The organism is Mesorhizobium sp. M0140, from assembly GCF_040322475.1.
Lineage (GTDB): Bacteria > Pseudomonadota > Alphaproteobacteria > Rhizobiales > Rhizobiaceae > Mesorhizobium.
The window spans coordinates 89308-104541 of sequence record NZ_JAMYTM010000008.1 but is presented as its reverse complement, the minus strand read 5'-3'; the positions used below and the strand labels follow the sequence as shown (position 1 = coordinate 104541).

Genomic DNA, 15234 nt, shown 5'->3' with positions numbered 1-15234 from the left:
TCTCAGACACAATCCAGAAACAAAATTCTACAGTTCAGAAAAACTCCTGAAAAATTTCAAGGGCATAACTGGTCTCGTGGCGGTCAGGTCATCGGCTGCGACGCTAGTCTCCGGGTTTACGGGTAAACCGATGCCAAGATTGTCGATCAGTTTGTTGGGTGCGTTGCTGGGCTTCTGCCTGGTCACTGCCGCTGTCGGACAATCGGACGCAAAGGTGACGCTCACAACCCGGAGCGAACGGTGCGCCAATCTTAGCCACCAATTTGATGAAGCCCTCGAAACCCATGCCACGGCAACGCAGGTCACCGCGGCAAAGGCACTTCAGAGAAAGGGCAACCGGTACTGCGCCGCCAAGAAACAGGCGCAGGGCATCCGGATGCTCGCCAGTGCTTTGAAGCTGCTTGGAGTGACGCCGAACGACCCGGTTCAGTAACACTCCGAAACTTGACCCGCATAAAAAGGAAACGAAGCCATGAAAAAGTCCATCCTCTCCGCAACCGGTCTCGCCGTCGCTCTCGCCTTCGCGATGCCGGCTCTCGGCAACGCCGCCGCCACCACGACCGCTGCTCCGGCTGCTTCGACGACCACCGCTCCGGCGACTGCCGCTCCGGCCAAGGCTGCTCCGAAGAAGGTCGTCAAGAAGACCGTCAAGAAGCACAAGAAGGCTGCCGAGAAGGCCGTCAAGAAGGACGCCCCGAAGACCTAATAAGGTCCGGCGCAAAATGCCGGCCTGTTGACCAAGGCCGCTCCAGCTGGTTTCGGCTGGAGCGGCCTTCTTCCTGTCCGAACCGCTGAAGCCCTGACGTTGGCGATGAAGCGGGTCGATGGTTCAACCGATCTTTGGCGAAGTCTGGCACCGGCAGCTTCCGCCTCGACTGACACTTAACCCGTTTGCAACGCCGACCGTGTAGGACAATCCGCATGAAGAAGCGGCTTTCGTCCATTTTGCGCTCGATGGTGATCGGCGGCCTGGTTGCCACCGGCGTCGCCAGGGTGCTGATCCTGTTCACCGCCAGCCCGGTGCCCGATCCGGCCAGCGGACGCACCGAGCCTTCGCTGTTCGCGCCGGCGATTTCCACCAGCTGGGACTACATCACGCCGGCACAGACCTGGCTGCTGGTCGTGCTGACCGGCGCGACGCTGATCTGCGTCGCCGCGTGGCCGATCGCGACCTGGCTGGAACGCCGGGCGGATGCCGGTGGAAACCGCTTTCGGTCCGATATGCCGTCGGCCACGGCCGCTCGGCAGATTCCCAGCCGCCGCATGTTCGGCCGTCAGGACCGTTGAACGGCAACCGACACTTTCCCACATAGTTGCGAATGGCCGCGCCCGCGGACATCGGCTTTGCGCGTCGCTCGAAATAGACGGCCGCTTTCGCTGGTGCCAGAATGGCGGCAAGGTTGCTACGCCAGAAGCAATTCACCGTTTCGTGGAAACGGCGAACTGTTCTGATCTTTTGTCTTGACGCAATTCCGGGCGGAAAACCATTTTACACTTTTCCGGGAATTGCTCTAACGGTCGGTTCCGATGCCTGAAATCACCACAAAACCGCGCGTCCAGGTCAAGCCGCAGGTCGAACGGCCAAAGCTCTACAAGGTCATCCTCATCAATGACGATTTCACGCCGCGCGAATTCGTGGTGACGGTGCTGAAGGGCGAGTTCAAGCTCAGCGAAGACCAGGCGCACCGGGTGATGATCACCGCGCATCGGCGTGGCGTCTGCGTCGTCGCCGTGTTCACCAGGGATGTCGCCGAGACCAAGGCGACGCGTGCCACCGATGCCGGCAAGGCCAAGGGCTATCCGCTGATGTTCACGACGGAGCCGGAAGAGTAGCCCTACCGTCCTTCGCGGTACCACATCGAACCCATTGCCAGAAGCAGCAGGCCGAGGCCGAGGAAGCCGCCGAACAGCGGCACGCGCGAGACGGCCTTGAGCACGCTGTCGTCCGTGGTGCGCAGTCCGATCCAGTCGTTGCCGGACGCGGCACCAGCCGAGCGCACCGGCACGATGGAGGGCAGCGTCACGTCGCTGCCAAGGGCTGTGGACGACGCCAGCCGGCGCACGCTGCCGCCGGTGGCTTCAGCCGGCGCCTTCAGCCGGCTTTCGGTGGAAATGACGTCGGCGAATTCCGGTGCGTTGACCGGCCCGACATGGGCGAGCGCGGTGAGGTCGCCATTGGCGACCTGATAGAGGCCGATCTCGCTGGTCTCGACGCTGCCGAGGAAGACCCCGGGCTCGGATTTATCGAGCTTGACGGTCAAGGTCTTGCCGGACGGGGTGATGATCTGCGCGGGGCCGGGATCGTCGGCCATCGTCTGGCGGCGGATTTCCAGCACCATGCCGCGGCCGTCGGCGGTCAGCCGCTCTTCCTCGAGCTCAGGCTCCTTCATCAGCCAGTGGGCGATGCGCCGGTAGAGCTGGACATGCGGGCCGCCGCCCTCGAAGCCGCGCGCCCACAGCCAGCCCTGATCGGACAGCAGCATGCCGACGCGGCCTTCGCCCTTGCGGTCGAGCAACAGCAGCGGCCGGTTGTCGGCGCCCTTCATCACCACTGCGCCTTCGGGGTTCTGCACGCCGATGGTGCGGAACCAGCGGCTCCAGTGCGGCGGCTCGGTGGCGGAGCCATCCAGCCCACGCGTCACCGGGTGGCGCTGGCCGAGTTCGGTGAGGCGCGGATAGAAGGCCTTGTCGACCACCTCGCCGGTCGGCATCGCCGGCAGGGCGGACATCAGCGGCGTGCGCGCGATCGAGCTTTCGCCGGCATATTCGGGGCCGGCCGCGATCAGCAGCGCGCCGCCCTTTTCGACATATTCGGAGATGTAGTCGTAATAGAGGATCGGCAGCACGTCGCGGTGCTGGTAGCGGTCGAAAATGATGAGGTCGAAATCCTTGATCTTCTCGACGAACAGTTCGCGGGTCGGGAAGGCGATCAGCGACAATTCGTTGATCGGCGTGCCGTCCTGCTTTTCCGGCGGCCGCAGGATGGTGAAATGGACGAGATCGACCGAGGCGTCGGATTTCAGCAGGTTGCGCCAGGTGCGTTCGCCGGCATGCGGCTCGCCGGAGACGAGCAGCACGCGCAGATTCTCGCGAATGCCGTCTATGAGCGCGATGGCGCGGTTGTTGGTGTCGGTCAGTTCGCCCGGTTCGCGGTCGATGGCGAGCTCGACGATGTTGCGCCCGGCACCCGGAATGGTCACCTGCAGCGGCATCGCCTGGCCAACGGTGGCGTGCTCGACCGCGACCTGTTCGCCATTGACCGAGACGCGCACATCGACCGGGCCGGTCTCGTTTTCGGTCGAGATGACGCGGTAGGTCATGTCGAGCGGCTTGCCGACAAGGCCGAAGCGCGGCGCGTTCTCGAAGCGGATGCGGCGGTCCTTTTCGTGGTCGTTGCCGGTGATCAGGGCATGCAGCGGGGCGTTGAAATCGGGCGCGGCCGGGGGGGCGTCATGGACCTCGCCATCGGTGATCATGATGGCGCCGCCGATGCGCGACGGCGGCACGTCGCGGAAGGCGCCCTCGAGCGCGCCGAACAGCCGTGTCTCGGTGCGCTCCTCGGCGGCTTCGGATTTACCCGCTTCGACGACGCGCACGTCGAACTGCTTGAAGCGGCCAAGACGCTGCTGCAGCCCGGCCAGCGCCTCGTCGGTCTGTTTGGTGCGGTCGCCGATGTCCTGGCTCTGGCTGCGGTCGACGATGAGGGCGACGACGCTTTTCAGCGGCTCGCGCTCCTCGTTGAGGAACACCGGGTTGAACAAAGCGGCGGCGAGCGCCAGAAGGGCGATGAAGCGGAAGACCGAGCCGCGCTGGCGAAACCACAGGCCGACCAGCGCAAGCAGCGCCAGCGGCACCAGCGCCAAGGCCAGCAAGGGCCAGGAGATCAGCGGTTCGAAGGAGATCGACCAGTTCATTCTACTGCCCCAGCCGTTCGAGCAGTATCGGCACGTGCACCTGGTCGGATTTGTAGTTGCCGGTCAGCATGTACATCATGATGTTGACGCCGGCGCGCAGCGCGTAGATGCGCTGCATCGGGTCCGCCGGCACGGTCGGCAGCAGCGCATCGCCATTCTCGTCGACCGCCCAGGCGCCGGCGAAATCATTGGCGGTGATCATGATCGGCGAGACGCCATCGCCGGTACGCACCGGCCGGTTCTCGGCGTTGCTGGCGTCGAGCGAGGCCTCGACCCAGAGCGGGCTGCCGGCGAAGCGGCCGGGGAATTCGGGCAGGATGAAGAAGGATTTGGTCAGCACGTGGTCGGACGGTACCGGTTCCAGCGGCGGCACGTTGAGCTTGCCGAGGATGTCGCGCAGCCGCTCCGTCGCTGGGCTGGTCGAATCGGCGCCGATGCCGTTGGCGAACTGGTCGCGGGTGTCGAACAGCACCGTGCCGCCCTGCTGCATATAGGCGTCGATGCGGGCGATGGCGGCCTGGCTGGGCATCGGGGCGGCCGGATCGATCGGCCAGTAGATCAGCGGATAGAACGACAGCTCGTCCCTCGATATGTCGACGCCGGCCGGCTCGCCCGGTTCTAGTGCCGTCTTTTCGACCAGGAAGCGGGTCAGGCCCTCGAGCCCGGCGCGGCTGATCGAATCGTCACCCGGCACGCCGGTCAGCACATAGGCGATGCGGGTCTTCGAAATCGCCTCGATGGCCACCTCGTCTCCCGGCGTGGCGTCGTCGGCGCGGGCAAGGTCGGCATGACCGAACAGGCTACCCAGCGCAATAAGGACCGCGGCGGTGGTTGCCACGGCACCGGCGCGACGCGGCCGGCGTGAAAACAGGCCGCCCATCCAGAACACCGCCAGCGTATCAAGCAGCATCAGCACCAGGGCGGCCGCGACCAGCGCGCCTTTCAAATTGCGCGATTCGTCAAAGGCATACTGGATCGAGGTGATGGGAACAGTGATTTGCGGGCGCGCCAGCGGAGCCAGCGTGCTGTCGGCTTCAAGCAAATTATGGGCAAATACACCTGTCTCGGAACCATAGAGACCGGGCGGGTTTTCAAAAGTCACCGGCAGCGCGCCGGCGCCCGGTACAAGCGGCCGCGCGTCCGGCGTCGGCGGCACCAGCGAGCCGTCGGCTGCAATCATGCGATAGGGCGCCAGCGACGCCGCGGCGGCTTCGGCATTGGCGATGGCCGCGCCCTGGTTGCGCGACAGCTGCACGATGCGGCGCAGCATCTCGACGAAGCTGCCAGAGATCGGCAGGTTCGACCAGGTTGCCTCAGGGGTGACGTGGAACAGCACCAGCGTGCCCTTGCCTTTCTTCAGTCCGGTGACCAACGGCGTGCCGTCGGCAAGGGCCGCCCAGGTGCGCTCGACGATATCGGGTGTCGGCTCGGCCAGCACCTGCCTGCTGACGGTGACCTCGGTCGGGGGCGCCAGATCGGCGAACGGGCCGGCCTTGGGGAATTCGGTGACAGGCTGCGGCGACGTCCATGATAGCGCGCCGCCGAGCGAACGCTCGCCGGTGCGAAGGCGGACCGGCAGCAGATCGTCGTCATCGCCCGCAGTAGCCAGCCGCGAACCGGCGAAACGCACCAGCGTGCCGCCATTGTCGACCCAATCGACAAGCCTCTGCCGGACTTGTCCGGGAATGGTGCCGATATCTGCCATGACGATCATCGCGGGCTTCTGGTCGAGGATCTGCGGGATGGCGTCGGCAAGATCGGCGCTGGAGGGTTCGACCAGATCGGCGAATGGCTGCAGCGCCCGCCTGATGTAGTAGAGCGGCGACAAAAGCGGCTGTGCCTGGTCGGCCTCGGCCTGCGACAATAGACCGACGCGCCGCCGCTTGGAGCTTTCGTCGAGCACGCGGACCGCACCGGCCTGCCGCTCGCCGTCGAGCGCGATGGATGCGAAGTCGTTGCGCAGCTCGAACGGCACCGCCATGGTGCCGGTGGCGGTGGTTTCGCCAGGCGAAAAGGTCAGCGTAGCATCGGCGATGCGGCGGCCCTTGTCATCGAAGGCGCCGGCGGTGACCTGAGCCGGGGCAGGGTCGCCCGGCGCGCGGATGGCGGTCAGTGCAAAGCCGTCGACCTGGTTGTCGGCGGTGGTCAGGCCGGTCAGCGACAGCCTGTCTGCGGTTGCCCAGACGACACGGGTGGCATTTTTCGACAAAAGTGTGTTGAAGGCGGCTTCATCGCCTTTTGCCGCCAGGCCGTCGGCAAGCACGGCGACACTGGCCCCGGGCAAGGTCTCCAGCACGCCGGCGACGCGGGCATAGACGGCGGGCCGGTCGGTCGGGATCGGCCGCGGCTTGGCGGCACGCAGCCGGTCAAGGGCGGTGGCGGCATCGAACGGCCCGATCTCGGCATTGGCCTTTTCGGCGGTGAAGGCGATGACGACCGGCACGCCGTTGGAGCCGGCGTCGTTGATCAGCCGCTCGGCGGTGGCGACGCGTTTGCCCCAGTCGGCGGCACTTGCCCAGTCATTGTCGATGACGAGCGCAAGCGCTGCACCCTCGGCCGGCAGCTTTTCGCGCGGATTGAAGACCGGGTCGGCCAATGCGGCGACGATGAGGGCCGCCATCAAGAGCCTGAGCAGCGTCAGCCACCACGGACTCTGCTGCGGCGTCTCCTCGCGCTTCAGCACGCGGGCCAGGATCTTCAGCGGCGGGAAGATTTCGGTCTGCGGCTTGGGCGGCGTCAGCCTGAGCAGCCACCAGATCACCGGCAGTGCCAGGAGGCCCCACAGCACCATGGGGGCGCCAAAGGAAAGCGGCAGCCAACTCATGCGACAGCCTTTCCTGGCCGATCGCCACCGGCGATCGTGCCGGCACGACCGTCAGCGGTCGGCCTGACTGAGGGGCCATCAGTGGTCATCGCCATGTGCAGCCGCACCAGCGCGTCGGAAGCCAGCCGATCGGTGTGGTTGACGGTAAAGCTCCAGCCAAGCCGTTTGCACCAGGCTGCCAGTTCGTGGCGTCGGGCGGCGTAGAGCAGGCGATACTCATCCCCCAGCATTTCGGCGCGGCCGGCGGTCAGCTTGTCGCCGGTCTCGGGATCGGTGAACTCGGTTCGGCCAGCATAGGGGAAGGTCTCCTCGGCCGGGTCGGCGACCTCGATCAGGTGGGCACGTACGCCGTGGCGGGCCAGCACGTCGAGCCAGGCCATCGTCTCTTCGACGGGATCGAGGAAATCGCTGACGATGACGATGTCGCAGAAGCGCCTGATATCGGACAAATCGGGTTTTGCCGGCAAATCGCCGGCATGCATCAACTGGGCGGCGATGCGTTCGGCGCCGTTGCGGGCGGTGAACGGATCGGTGAGGCCCGGCCAGGCGATGCGCTCGCCGCTGCGCGACAACAGCTCGGCCATGGCCAGCGCCAGCACCAGCGCGCGCGATTGCTTGGAAACGCTGGCGCCGGTCGATTTGTAGAGCATCGACGGCGAGGGGTCGGCCCACAGCCAGACGGTATGGGCGGCTTCCCATTCGCGGTCGCGCACATAGGTGTGGTCGTCGCGGGCCGAGCGGCGCCAGTCGATGCGCGAGGAATCGCCCTCGACATAGGGCCGGAACTGCCAGAAATTCTCGCCGATGCCGCGCTTGCGGCGGCCGTGCCAGCCGGCGATCACGGTGTTGACGATGCGCCGCGCCTCGACCAGCAGGTCTGGCACAAGCGAGGCCCGCAACCGGCCACGGGCGAGCGCGTCGCGCGTCGCTGCCGGAGCCTGGACCTCGCCGATGCGCGGCATCAAATCCCTTTCACGAGTTTCGCCACCACGTCACGCACGCTGATGCCTTCGGCGCGGGCGGCGAAGGTCAGCGCCATGCGATGCTGCAGCACCGGCTCGGCCAGCGCACGCACGTCGTCGACCGAGGGCGCCAGCCGTCCGTCGTAAAGCGCGCGCGCCCTTGTGCACAGCATCAGCGCCTGGCTGGCGCGCGGGCCGGGACCCCAGGCGACGTTCTTGTCGGTCTCGGCGTTGCCTTGGCCCGGGCGCGCCGAGCGCACCAGCGTCAGGATCGCTTCGACGACGCTTTCCGGCACCGGCATGCGGCGGATCAGCGTCTGGATCTCCTTCAGCCGCACCGGCTGCAGCACGTTTTGCGCTTTCGCGTCCTCGATGCCGGTGGTTTCCAGAAGGATGCGGCGCTCTGCCTCGATTTCGGGATAGAGGATATCCACCTGCATCAGGAAGCGGTCAAGCTGGGCCTCGGGCAACGGATAGGTGCCTTCCTGCTCCAGCGGGTTCTGGGTTGCCAGCACATGGAAGGGGGCCGGCAGGTCATGGCGGGCGCCGGCAATGGTGACGTGGTATTCCTGCATGGCCTGCAGCAGCGCCGACTGGGTGCGCGGCGAGGCGCGGTTGATCTCGTCGGCCATCAGCAACTGGGCGAAGATCGGCCCGGGAATGAAGCGGAAGGAGCGTTTGCCGGTCTCGTCCTGCTCCATCACTTCGGAGCCGAGGATATCGGACGGCATCAGGTCCGGCGTGAACTGGATGCGACGCGAATCGAGGCCGAGCACGATGCCAAGTGTTTCGACCAGCTTGGTCTTGGCGAGGCCCGGCACGCCGACCAAAAGCGCATGTCCACCGGCCAGCAGCGCCACCAGCGTACGCTCGACGACGCTTTCCTGTCCGAAGATGACCCGGCCGACCCCGTCGCGGATCCGGGAGATGTCGGCAAGCGCCTTTTCGGCCTCGGCGATCATGTCCTTTTCGCTGATCGGGCTTTCCTTGACCATCACGCTCATGCCGCATCGATCCTTGTGGTTGGAATACCATGGCTGGAACAACGGCTGCACCATACCATAAGTTGCCGCGATTCGGCCTCGCGTGGCGCCTATGTCGAAACTTAAATCACAGACTTAGGCTGACAAGCGGAACAACAGTGACTATTTCGTGACCATGACGGGACCCTTGGGACATCGTGAAGAAAGCCTGACTGGTGCCACCGAGGCGCGTGGCCTCGAGGCACTCATCTCGCGCGCCGCCCGTGCCGGCAAGGGCGCGGCACCCGTCGAACGCTGGAATCCCGACTTCTGCGGCGATCTGGACATGGAGATCAAGTCCGACGGCACTTGGTTCTATCTGGGCACGCCGATCGGGCGCATGCCGCTGGTGCAGCTTTTCTCCTCGGTGCTGCGCAAGGACGCCGATGGCAGGACCTATCTGGTGACACCGGTGGAAAAGGTCGGCATCCGCGTCGCCGATGCGCCGTTCATCGCCGTCGAAATGGACGTTTCGGGTAGCGGCGAAGCGCAGACCATCACCTTCCGCACCAATGTCGGCGATGTCGTCGAGGCCGGGCCGGAACGGCCGCTGCGCTTTGTCGACGAGAACGAGACCGGCGGATTGAAGCCCTATGTGCTGGTGCGTGGCCGTCTGGAGGCGCTGGTGGCGCGGCCGGTGATGTATGAACTGGTCGGGCATTGCGAGGAGGTCGAGATCGGCGGCGAGACGATGTTCGCGGTGCGCTCCAAGGGCGCCGTGTTCCCGATCATGCCGGCGGACCAGTTGAAGCGGCTGAGCGCGTGATGGACCAGGTGACGCCGGCGCCGTTTTCATCCGCGGATTTTCGCGCGCGTTTTGCCGTGCAGCCCGATGCGCATGCAGGCGACGATTATGGCGATCATCGCTTTAACCCCGGCCATCCGCGCCTCAATCAGGGCATGGCGCTGCGCAATGCCGCGGTGCTGATCCCGGTGGTCGATCATGAGGGCGATGCGACGGTTCTCCTGACCAAACGGGCCGAAAAGCTGCGCAGCCATTCGGGGCAGGTGGCATTTCCCGGCGGCACAATCGATCCGACCGATCCGAGCCCTGAGGCTGCGGCGCTGCGCGAGACCTTCGAGGAGATCGGGCTTGGCCGAGACCGCATCGAGATCATCGGCCGCATGCCCGACTATGTGGCCGGCAGCGGCTACCGCATCGCGCCGGTGCTGGGCATCGTGCTGCCCGGTTTCCAACTGACGCTCAACGCCGACGAGGTCGACGCCGCTTTCGAAGTGCCCCTGCGCTTCTTGATGGACCCGGCCAACCACAAGCGCGACAGCCGTATGTGGAACGATCTCGAATGGTTCTTCTACGACATGCCTTACGGTGAACGGCGCATCTGGGGCGTCACCGCCGGCATCATCCGTACCCTCTATGAAAGGCTTTATGCGTGAGTGTCTCGATCGCGGACAGGGCCGACTGGCTCGGCGACAAGCATCTGCAGCGCCTGCTGTTCGCACTGGCCGAAGGCGGTGAAGAGGCGCGAGTCGCAGGCGGCGCGGTGCGCAACACGCTGATGGGCCAGCCGGTCGCCGACATCGACATCGCCACCACCTGCCTGCCGGAGGAAACCCTCCGCCGCGCCGAAGCGGAAGGGTTCAAGGCGGTGCCAACCGGCATCGAGCATGGGACAATCACCGTGGTTGCCGGCGGAAAACCTTATGAAATCACCACATTGCGCGCTGATATCGAGACCGACGGGCGGCGCGCGAAAGTGTCGTTCGGGCGCGACTGGAAGCTCGATGCTGAGCGGCGCGACTTCACCATCAACGCGCTCTATGCCGGGGCCGATGGCAAGGTGGTCGACCTGGTCGGCGGCATTGCCGACATCGAGGCGCGCCGGCTGCGATTCATCGGCGACCCGGAAGCGCGCATTCGCGAAGACTACCTGCGCATCCTGCGCTTCTTCCGCTTCTTCGCCTGGTACGGCGACGGGCGGCCGGACGCCGAAGGGCTGAAAGCCTGTGCCCGGCTTAAGGAAGGGCTGGCCCAGCTTTCGTCCGAGCGAATCTGGTCGGAACTGAAGAAACTTTTGTCGGCGCCCGATCCGTCACGGGCGCTGCTCTGGATGCGGCAGGCAGGTGTCTTGACCGCAGCGCTGCCGGAAAGCGAGAAATGGGGCATCGATGCCATCCATGGGTTGGCCAAGGCCGGGAAGGATCTGGGCTGGGCACCCGACCCGCTGCTCAGACTGGAAGCGATCGTGCCGCCCGATGCCGCGCGCATGAAGACGCTCGCCGAGCGGCTCAAACTCTCGACCGCCGAAGCGGATCGCCTGCGTCACTGGGCGCTTGCCAGCGCCGTCGAGCCGAAGACGACCGAGGGCGAACTGGCGAAAAGGCTCTATCGCGGTGACCGGCAGGGGTTTGTCGACCGTCTGCGGCTGTCGCTTGCGGCAGCCAGGGTGCGCGCCGTCGAGGACAATGAGGCGCTGCTCGAAGCCGGTGGTTTTTCGCGCCTGCTCGCCTTCGCCATCAAATGGGAAAAGCCGTTGTTTCCACTGAAAGGTGCCGATCTCTCGGCGCTCGGCGCAACTCCGGGGCCGAAACTCGGCGAAGTCCTCAGGAATCTCGAGGCGGAATGGGTCGAAGCCGGGTTTGCCCCTGATCGCGACGCGCTCCTCAAGCGCGCCGCCGAAGCCTTGAAGGCCGGGTAGATCAGGCCGCGTCGCGGGTCTTTTCGATGCGCGAGCGGATCGCCTCGATCATCGTCTCGCGGATCACCGTCTCGCCATGCGTCTCGCGCATGTGCTCGACGGCACGGCGCATGACCTCGGCCTCCTCGTCGGCACGCGTGTGCCAGTCACAGCCGGGCACGAGCGACCCGCAGTGAAATTCCTTCATGGGATTTTCTCCTTTTCCTCCGTGGAGCCCGAGGCTCCGGCACTTTTTTGGCTGACGGTCCAAATCCGAGATCGGATCCTGGGGCCGCGAGCGGGAGAAGCATAACACAGATGGGGTGGCATTGGTTGCAGTCAACGGCGAAAAGGCGGAGCAGGCACTGCTCCGCCCTCTTACGCTACCCCCAAACAGGACCGGATATCGTCTCATCCTGCTCTGGCGGGCAAGCCATCATTTTGCGACCTTGACGGCCTCGGCGACCTTGTTCTTGCCCTTCATATCCCATGAGACGCGGACCTTTTCACCGACCGTCAGGCCAGGATCCTTGAAGGTTTTGGGAAGCGTAAAAGACGATCCATCATCGAGGACCAGGCTCATGGCCGTCGTGTCAAAGGTCTTGATCGTTCCGGTGGTGTGCTTGACGGCGGCGAATGCCACTGAACCGGAAGCGAGAAGGGCAGCGGCGGCAGCCGAAACAATGATCTTGCGCATTGCGAAGTACTCCTGGAAAGGCGGGTATCTTTTTGACGAAGATGTCCCGCATCGTCTTGGGCCGTCCGGTCGCGTCGGGTCGCGGCTCGCTTTGTCTTGACGCAATTCCCGTCGGAAAGCCGTTTCGCACTTTCCTGGAATTGCGCGCAGGCGAGCCGCCGGCGCTTCCCGACCCGGCGCCACAAATAGACTAGTCTTTTCAACAGCCTATTAGACGGAAAAGAAATTTTTCGCCGCACCGTGTGCCACATTCCATGCCCATTTCGAGCGAATGGGACATCAATGCGGCTCACGCCGGGCTCACCATTTTGTTACGGCCAGCGGACCTCGGGTGGCAGGCTGGAAAGGATGGACGCGACATTGCCGCCGGTCTTCAGTCCGAAGATGGTGCCGCGATCGTGAAGCAGATTGAATTCGACATAGCGGCCGCGGCGGATGAGCTGTTCGTCGCGGTCGCCATCGGTCCAGTTCTCGTTGAAGTTGGCGCGCACGAGGTGGCCGTAGACGACGAGAAAAGAGCGGCCGACATCCTGGACGAAGTTGAAATCGGCATTCCAGCCGCCTTTGTCCTCGCCCGAATGCAGCCAGTCGAAGAAGATGCCGCCGGTGCCGCGCGGCTCGTTGCGGTGCGACAGATAGAAATACTCGTCGCACCAGGCCTTGTATTTCGGGTAATCGGCGACGTCGGCGTTCTTCTCGCAAGCGAATTGCATGGCGCGGTGGAAGGCGACCGTGTCGGGGTCGTCCTGCGTGCGGCGGCTGTCGAGCACCGGCGTTAGATCGGCGCCGCCGCCGAACCATTGGCGAGATGTGACCACCATGCGCGTGTTCATGTGCACGGCCGGAACGTTTGGGTTCCAGGGATGCGCGATCAGCGAAATGCCAGATGCCCAAAAGCGCGGGTCTTCCTCGGCGCCCGGCATCTGCTTCCTGAATTCGGGTGAGAACTCGCCGTGGACGGTCGAGGTGTGGACGCCGACCTTTTCGAAGACGCGGCCGTGCATCATCGACATGGTGCCGCCGCCGCCGCGCCCCTCGTCACGTTCCCATGGCGTCTTTTCGAAGCGGCCGGGCGACCACGAGGCCAGCGGCCCGCCAAGATCCTGCTCGATCTGCTCGAAGGTGGCGCAGATGCGTTCGCGCAGCGCCTCGAACCACAGCCTTGCCTTCATCTTCTTCTGTTCGATGTCGGCGGGCAGGCCTGCCGGTATTTCTGGTCGTTCCAAGTGCCGTCTCCGGTTGGGGCGGCGAGTCCCACAAATGACTCGTCTTTTGCCGGCGCGATCCCTAATCTCTTAAGGGCAAGGGTCAAGTCACTTTGGTTTTGCGCATGATCCTTTCCGAAACTCGATTCCGATTTCGGGGTCATGCGCCAGGTGCAAGGAGTTGTTTCGTGCGCACCCCGGCAAGACCGCCGCTGGATGGCCTGAAGAAAAGGCTCGACCAAAGCCGTGCCGAGCGTGTTCGTATGCCGCGCGACGGTTTCCTGCGCGAGACCTTCGTGCTGCCGCGCTCCGATGCGCGGCTCAAGGCCAAGGAATGGTTCGAGCGCTTTCCCAAGCAGGCCTACTGGACCGAGATCGAAAGCTGGTTCGAGCGGCCGGGCGACTTGATTGAGTTCACCATCAGGCGGTTGCCTGCGGCTGACTAGGATGTCCTCGAGAGAGGCGGAGCAACCAGCCTTCTTGCCCCTGTCCCCTCGCGCGCCAGCCGGTCGCCCTTGTTACGCAGCGGGCATTTGTCGATCGACATGCAGCCGCAGCCGATGCAGTCGGTCAGCCCGTCGCGCAGTTTCTTCAACTGGGCGATCTTGTGATCGAGCCCGTCGCGCCAGGCGGTCGACAAAAGGTTCCAGTCATCGCGCGTCGGCGTGCGGCCTTCTGGCAGCGATGCCAGGGCTTCACCGATCTCGGCCAGCGAAATGCCGACCTCCTGCGCCACCTTGATGATCGCCACGCGCCGCAGCACGTCACGGCCGTAGCGGCGCTGATTTCCCGCCGTGCGGTGGCTGCGGATCAGGCCGCGGGCCTCATAGAAATGCAATGCCGACACCGCCACACCGCTGCGCATGGCGACCTGGCCGACCGTTAATTCCGTTATCGGTGCCATTCCTGATTTTCCCGCTTGACCTCAAGTTAAGCTGAGCTTGTAGCGAAGAAACCCGGGGTCTGCAAACGAAGGAGAAGGCGATGTGTGCCTGGGTAAGAATGAGTGGAGAAACCACTGTCGTCGGCGGCGGCAAGCATGGTGTTGTCGATGGGTTGCGGATCCTATCCGAGTTGCCGGATGGCTTCGCCCGCCGCCATGGCGACCGAAAGCGCGACATTGATGCTGCGCGCCGTGCCCTGCATGGGGATGGTCAGCCGCGCATCCGCCGCCTGATGGACAGGATCCGGCACGCCTGCGGATTCGCGACCGAACAGCAGAATGTCGCCTTCGGCGAAGGTGAAGTCGGTGTAGGCCGTCGTGGCTTTGGTCGACAGCAGCACCAGCCGGTGCGAACCAGCCTTGCGCCGTTCCTCGAAGGCGTGCCAGTCGACATGCCGGGTCAGGGCAGCCATTTCGAGGTAGTCCATGCCGGCTCGTTTGAGCGCTTTGTCGGAGAGCGGAAATCCGGCCGGTTCGATGATGTCGACGCCAAGTCCGAGGCAAGCGGCGAAGCGCAGGATTGTCCCGGTGTTGCCGGCGATATCCGGCTGGTAGAGCGCGATGCGGAGACGACAGTTCATTTCCGCGTCTTTCTAATAAGTGGCAAATCGGCCACAGCGGGCTCGCGGTTTTGGAAATTGCTGGACCTGCGGGTGGCCATTTTCTGCGAAGTCGGGTATGTCAGCTCCATTGTCAACCCGAACCGATGGAGGGGTAATTCATGATGACCATGCACATCCAGCGCCCCTCTCGTGGGCTTACCTGCCTGCCGGCGGTTTCGGTACGACGATTCTCCTGACTCTCTAAGACTTGATCGCACCGATTCCCGCCGAAACGATTTTTCGGCTCTCGAAGGAATCCTGCGATGTTTTTCAAAAAGTCAAAAGGGCTAAACGCCCCAACTGAAGCTGTCCGGACCGATGCTTATCGTGCCCCGACCGATGCTTATCGTGTCCAGACCGACGCAATGCGTGCCTCCGGCCGAATGCCGGCGGACGATGTTGCTTCGCCTTTTTATCTCTATTTTC

At 64.4% G+C, this 15234-nt stretch carries 17 protein-coding genes; 8 read left to right on the top strand and 9 right to left on the bottom strand.

The window, feature by feature from the left end; translation table 11 throughout:
• Window positions 1-130: 130 nt before the first annotated feature.
• From NKJ37_RS10715 to clpS, 4 genes are all read left to right on the top strand, one after another.
• Entirely contained in the window at window positions 131-433 is a 303-nt protein-coding gene (locus NKJ37_RS10715) for a hypothetical protein (protein ID WP_023809859.1), read from the top strand.
• Window positions 434-472: 39 nt separating this feature from the next.
• The gene (locus tag NKJ37_RS10710; RefSeq protein ID WP_013529962.1) at window positions 473-706 is read left to right on the top strand and encodes a hypothetical protein; all 234 of its coding nucleotides are present in this window, start codon (window positions 473-475) and stop codon (window positions 704-706) included.
• A gap of 215 nt (window positions 707-921) precedes the next feature.
• Window positions 922-1287, top strand: a complete 366-nt coding sequence (locus NKJ37_RS10705; protein ID WP_352773803.1) for a hypothetical protein — start codon at window positions 922-924, stop codon at window positions 1285-1287.
• Window positions 1288-1527: 240 nt separating this feature from the next.
• On the top strand, window positions 1528-1833 hold the full coding sequence (clpS, locus tag NKJ37_RS10700; RefSeq protein WP_023809857.1) for an ATP-dependent Clp protease adapter ClpS: 306 nt from the start codon (window positions 1528-1530) through the stop codon (window positions 1831-1833).
• A 2-nt stretch (window positions 1834-1835) separates the two neighbouring features.
• Here the strand turns inward: clpS and NKJ37_RS10695 are convergent, their stop codons facing one another.
• From NKJ37_RS10695 to NKJ37_RS10680, 4 genes are read right to left on the bottom strand one after another with little or no spacing between them, the layout of a single operon-like run.
• The gene (locus NKJ37_RS10695; protein WP_352773802.1) at window positions 1836-3914 is read right to left on the bottom strand and encodes a hypothetical protein; all 2079 of its coding nucleotides are present in this window, start codon (window positions 3912-3914) and stop codon (window positions 1836-1838) included.
• Window position 3915: 1 nt separating this feature from the next.
• Window positions 3916-6738, bottom strand: coding sequence for a DUF4159 domain-containing protein (locus tag NKJ37_RS10690; protein ID WP_352773801.1), 2823 nt, complete (start codon window positions 6736-6738; stop codon window positions 3916-3918).
• Complete coding sequence (locus NKJ37_RS10685; protein ID WP_023809854.1) at window positions 6735-7700, bottom strand: DUF58 domain-containing protein; 966 nt, start codon at window positions 7698-7700, stop codon at window positions 6735-6737. The genes NKJ37_RS10690 and NKJ37_RS10685 overlap by 4 nt, the downstream gene beginning before the upstream one ends.
• The gene (locus NKJ37_RS10680; protein WP_352773800.1) at window positions 7700-8704 is read right to left on the bottom strand and encodes an AAA family ATPase; all 1005 of its coding nucleotides are present in this window, start codon (window positions 8702-8704) and stop codon (window positions 7700-7702) included. The genes NKJ37_RS10685 and NKJ37_RS10680 overlap by 1 nt, the downstream gene beginning before the upstream one ends.
• Window positions 8705-8858: 154 nt before the next feature.
• Here NKJ37_RS10680 and NKJ37_RS10675 point away from each other — a divergent pair, with 154 nt between their 5' ends.
• Genes NKJ37_RS10675 through NKJ37_RS10665 form a run of 3 tightly spaced genes read left to right on the top strand, consistent with a single transcriptional unit; the run spans window position 8859 to window position 11382 of the window.
• Window positions 8859-9488 carry a DUF1285 domain-containing protein gene (locus NKJ37_RS10675; RefSeq protein WP_352773799.1) on the top strand — a complete coding sequence of 210 codons (630 nt, stop codon included), beginning with the start codon at window positions 8859-8861 and terminating at the stop codon, window positions 9486-9488.
• Entirely contained in the window at window positions 9488-10120 is a 633-nt protein-coding gene (locus NKJ37_RS10670) for a CoA pyrophosphatase (protein WP_023809851.1), read from the top strand. The genes NKJ37_RS10675 and NKJ37_RS10670 overlap by 1 nt, the downstream gene beginning before the upstream one ends.
• The gene (locus NKJ37_RS10665) at window positions 10117-11382 is read left to right on the top strand and encodes a CCA tRNA nucleotidyltransferase (RefSeq protein ID WP_352773798.1); all 1266 of its coding nucleotides are present in this window, start codon (window positions 10117-10119) and stop codon (window positions 11380-11382) included. Before NKJ37_RS10670 ends, NKJ37_RS10665 begins: the two co-directional genes overlap by 4 nt.
• 1 nt (window position 11383) lies before the next feature.
• Here the strand turns inward: NKJ37_RS10665 and NKJ37_RS10660 are convergent, their stop codons facing one another.
• The 3 genes from NKJ37_RS10660 to hemF all read right to left on the bottom strand — a co-directional run bounded on the left by NKJ37_RS10660 (window position 11384) and on the right by hemF (window position 13284).
• On the bottom strand, window positions 11384-11569 hold the full coding sequence (locus NKJ37_RS10660; protein WP_013529972.1) for a DUF1059 domain-containing protein: 186 nt from the start codon (window positions 11567-11569) through the stop codon (window positions 11384-11386).
• Between the two features lie 228 nt (window positions 11570-11797).
• A complete protein-coding gene (locus NKJ37_RS10655; protein WP_023809849.1) occupies window positions 11798-12058 on the bottom strand; it encodes a DUF1344 domain-containing protein in 261 nt (86 codons plus the stop codon).
• A gap of 311 nt (window positions 12059-12369) precedes the next feature.
• Window positions 12370-13284, bottom strand: a complete 915-nt coding sequence (hemF, locus tag NKJ37_RS10650; protein WP_023809848.1) for an oxygen-dependent coproporphyrinogen oxidase — start codon at window positions 13282-13284, stop codon at window positions 12370-12372.
• A gap of 167 nt (window positions 13285-13451) precedes the next feature.
• Here hemF and NKJ37_RS10645 point away from each other — a divergent pair, with 167 nt between their 5' ends.
• Entirely contained in the window at window positions 13452-13709 is a 258-nt protein-coding gene (locus tag NKJ37_RS10645) for a hypothetical protein (RefSeq protein ID WP_013529975.1), read from the top strand.
• On the opposite strand, the gene soxR is transcribed toward NKJ37_RS10645, so the two are convergent.
• Both soxR and NKJ37_RS10635 read right to left on the bottom strand, forming a co-directional pair.
• Complete coding sequence (gene soxR / locus NKJ37_RS10640) at window positions 13706-14167, bottom strand: redox-sensitive transcriptional activator SoxR (RefSeq protein ID WP_023809847.1); 462 nt, start codon at window positions 14165-14167, stop codon at window positions 13706-13708. The two genes, NKJ37_RS10645 and soxR, sit on opposite strands and share 4 nt — an antisense overlap.
• A gap of 161 nt (window positions 14168-14328) precedes the next feature.
• Window positions 14329-14787 carry a tRNA (cytidine(34)-2'-O)-methyltransferase gene (locus tag NKJ37_RS10635; RefSeq protein ID WP_023809846.1) on the bottom strand — a complete coding sequence of 153 codons (459 nt, stop codon included), beginning with the start codon at window positions 14785-14787 and terminating at the stop codon, window positions 14329-14331.
• Window positions 14788-15234: the final 447 nt, after the last annotated feature.

What these genes read in the sequence shown, in the direction of transcription:
- NKJ37_RS10715 (WP_023809859.1), top strand. Translation starts at nt 131, where the DNA reads ATGCCAAGATTGTCGATCAGTTTGTTGGGTGCGTTGCTGGGCTTCTGC.
- NKJ37_RS10710 (WP_013529962.1), top strand. Translation starts at nt 473, where the DNA reads ATGAAAAAGTCCATCCTCTCCGCAACCGGTCTCGCCGTCGCTCTCGCC.
- NKJ37_RS10705 (WP_352773803.1), top strand. Translation starts at nt 922, where the DNA reads ATGAAGAAGCGGCTTTCGTCCATTTTGCGCTCGATGGTGATCGGCGGC.
- clpS (WP_023809857.1), top strand. Translation starts at nt 1,528, where the DNA reads ATGCCTGAAATCACCACAAAACCGCGCGTCCAGGTCAAGCCGCAGGTC.
- NKJ37_RS10695 (WP_352773802.1), bottom strand. Translation starts at nt 3,914, where the DNA reads ATGAACTGGTCGATCTCCTTCGAACCGCTGATCTCCTGGCCCTTGCTG.
- NKJ37_RS10690 (WP_352773801.1), bottom strand. Translation starts at nt 6,738, where the DNA reads ATGAGTTGGCTGCCGCTTTCCTTTGGCGCCCCCATGGTGCTGTGGGGC.
- NKJ37_RS10685 (WP_023809854.1), bottom strand. Translation starts at nt 7,700, where the DNA reads ATGCCGCGCATCGGCGAGGTCCAGGCTCCGGCAGCGACGCGCGACGCG.
- NKJ37_RS10680 (WP_352773800.1), bottom strand. Translation starts at nt 8,704, where the DNA reads ATGAGCGTGATGGTCAAGGAAAGCCCGATCAGCGAAAAGGACATGATC.
- NKJ37_RS10675 (WP_352773799.1), top strand. Translation starts at nt 8,859, where the DNA reads ATGACGGGACCCTTGGGACATCGTGAAGAAAGCCTGACTGGTGCCACC.
- NKJ37_RS10670 (WP_023809851.1), top strand. Translation starts at nt 9,488, where the DNA reads ATGGACCAGGTGACGCCGGCGCCGTTTTCATCCGCGGATTTTCGCGCG.
- NKJ37_RS10660 (WP_013529972.1), bottom strand. Translation starts at nt 11,569, where the DNA reads ATGAAGGAATTTCACTGCGGGTCGCTCGTGCCCGGCTGTGACTGGCAC.
- NKJ37_RS10655 (WP_023809849.1), bottom strand. Translation starts at nt 12,058, where the DNA reads ATGCGCAAGATCATTGTTTCGGCTGCCGCCGCTGCCCTTCTCGCTTCC.
- soxR (WP_023809847.1), bottom strand. Translation starts at nt 14,167, where the DNA reads ATGGCACCGATAACGGAATTAACGGTCGGCCAGGTCGCCATGCGCAGC.
- NKJ37_RS10635 (WP_023809846.1), bottom strand. Translation starts at nt 14,787, where the DNA reads ATGAACTGTCGTCTCCGCATCGCGCTCTACCAGCCGGATATCGCCGGC.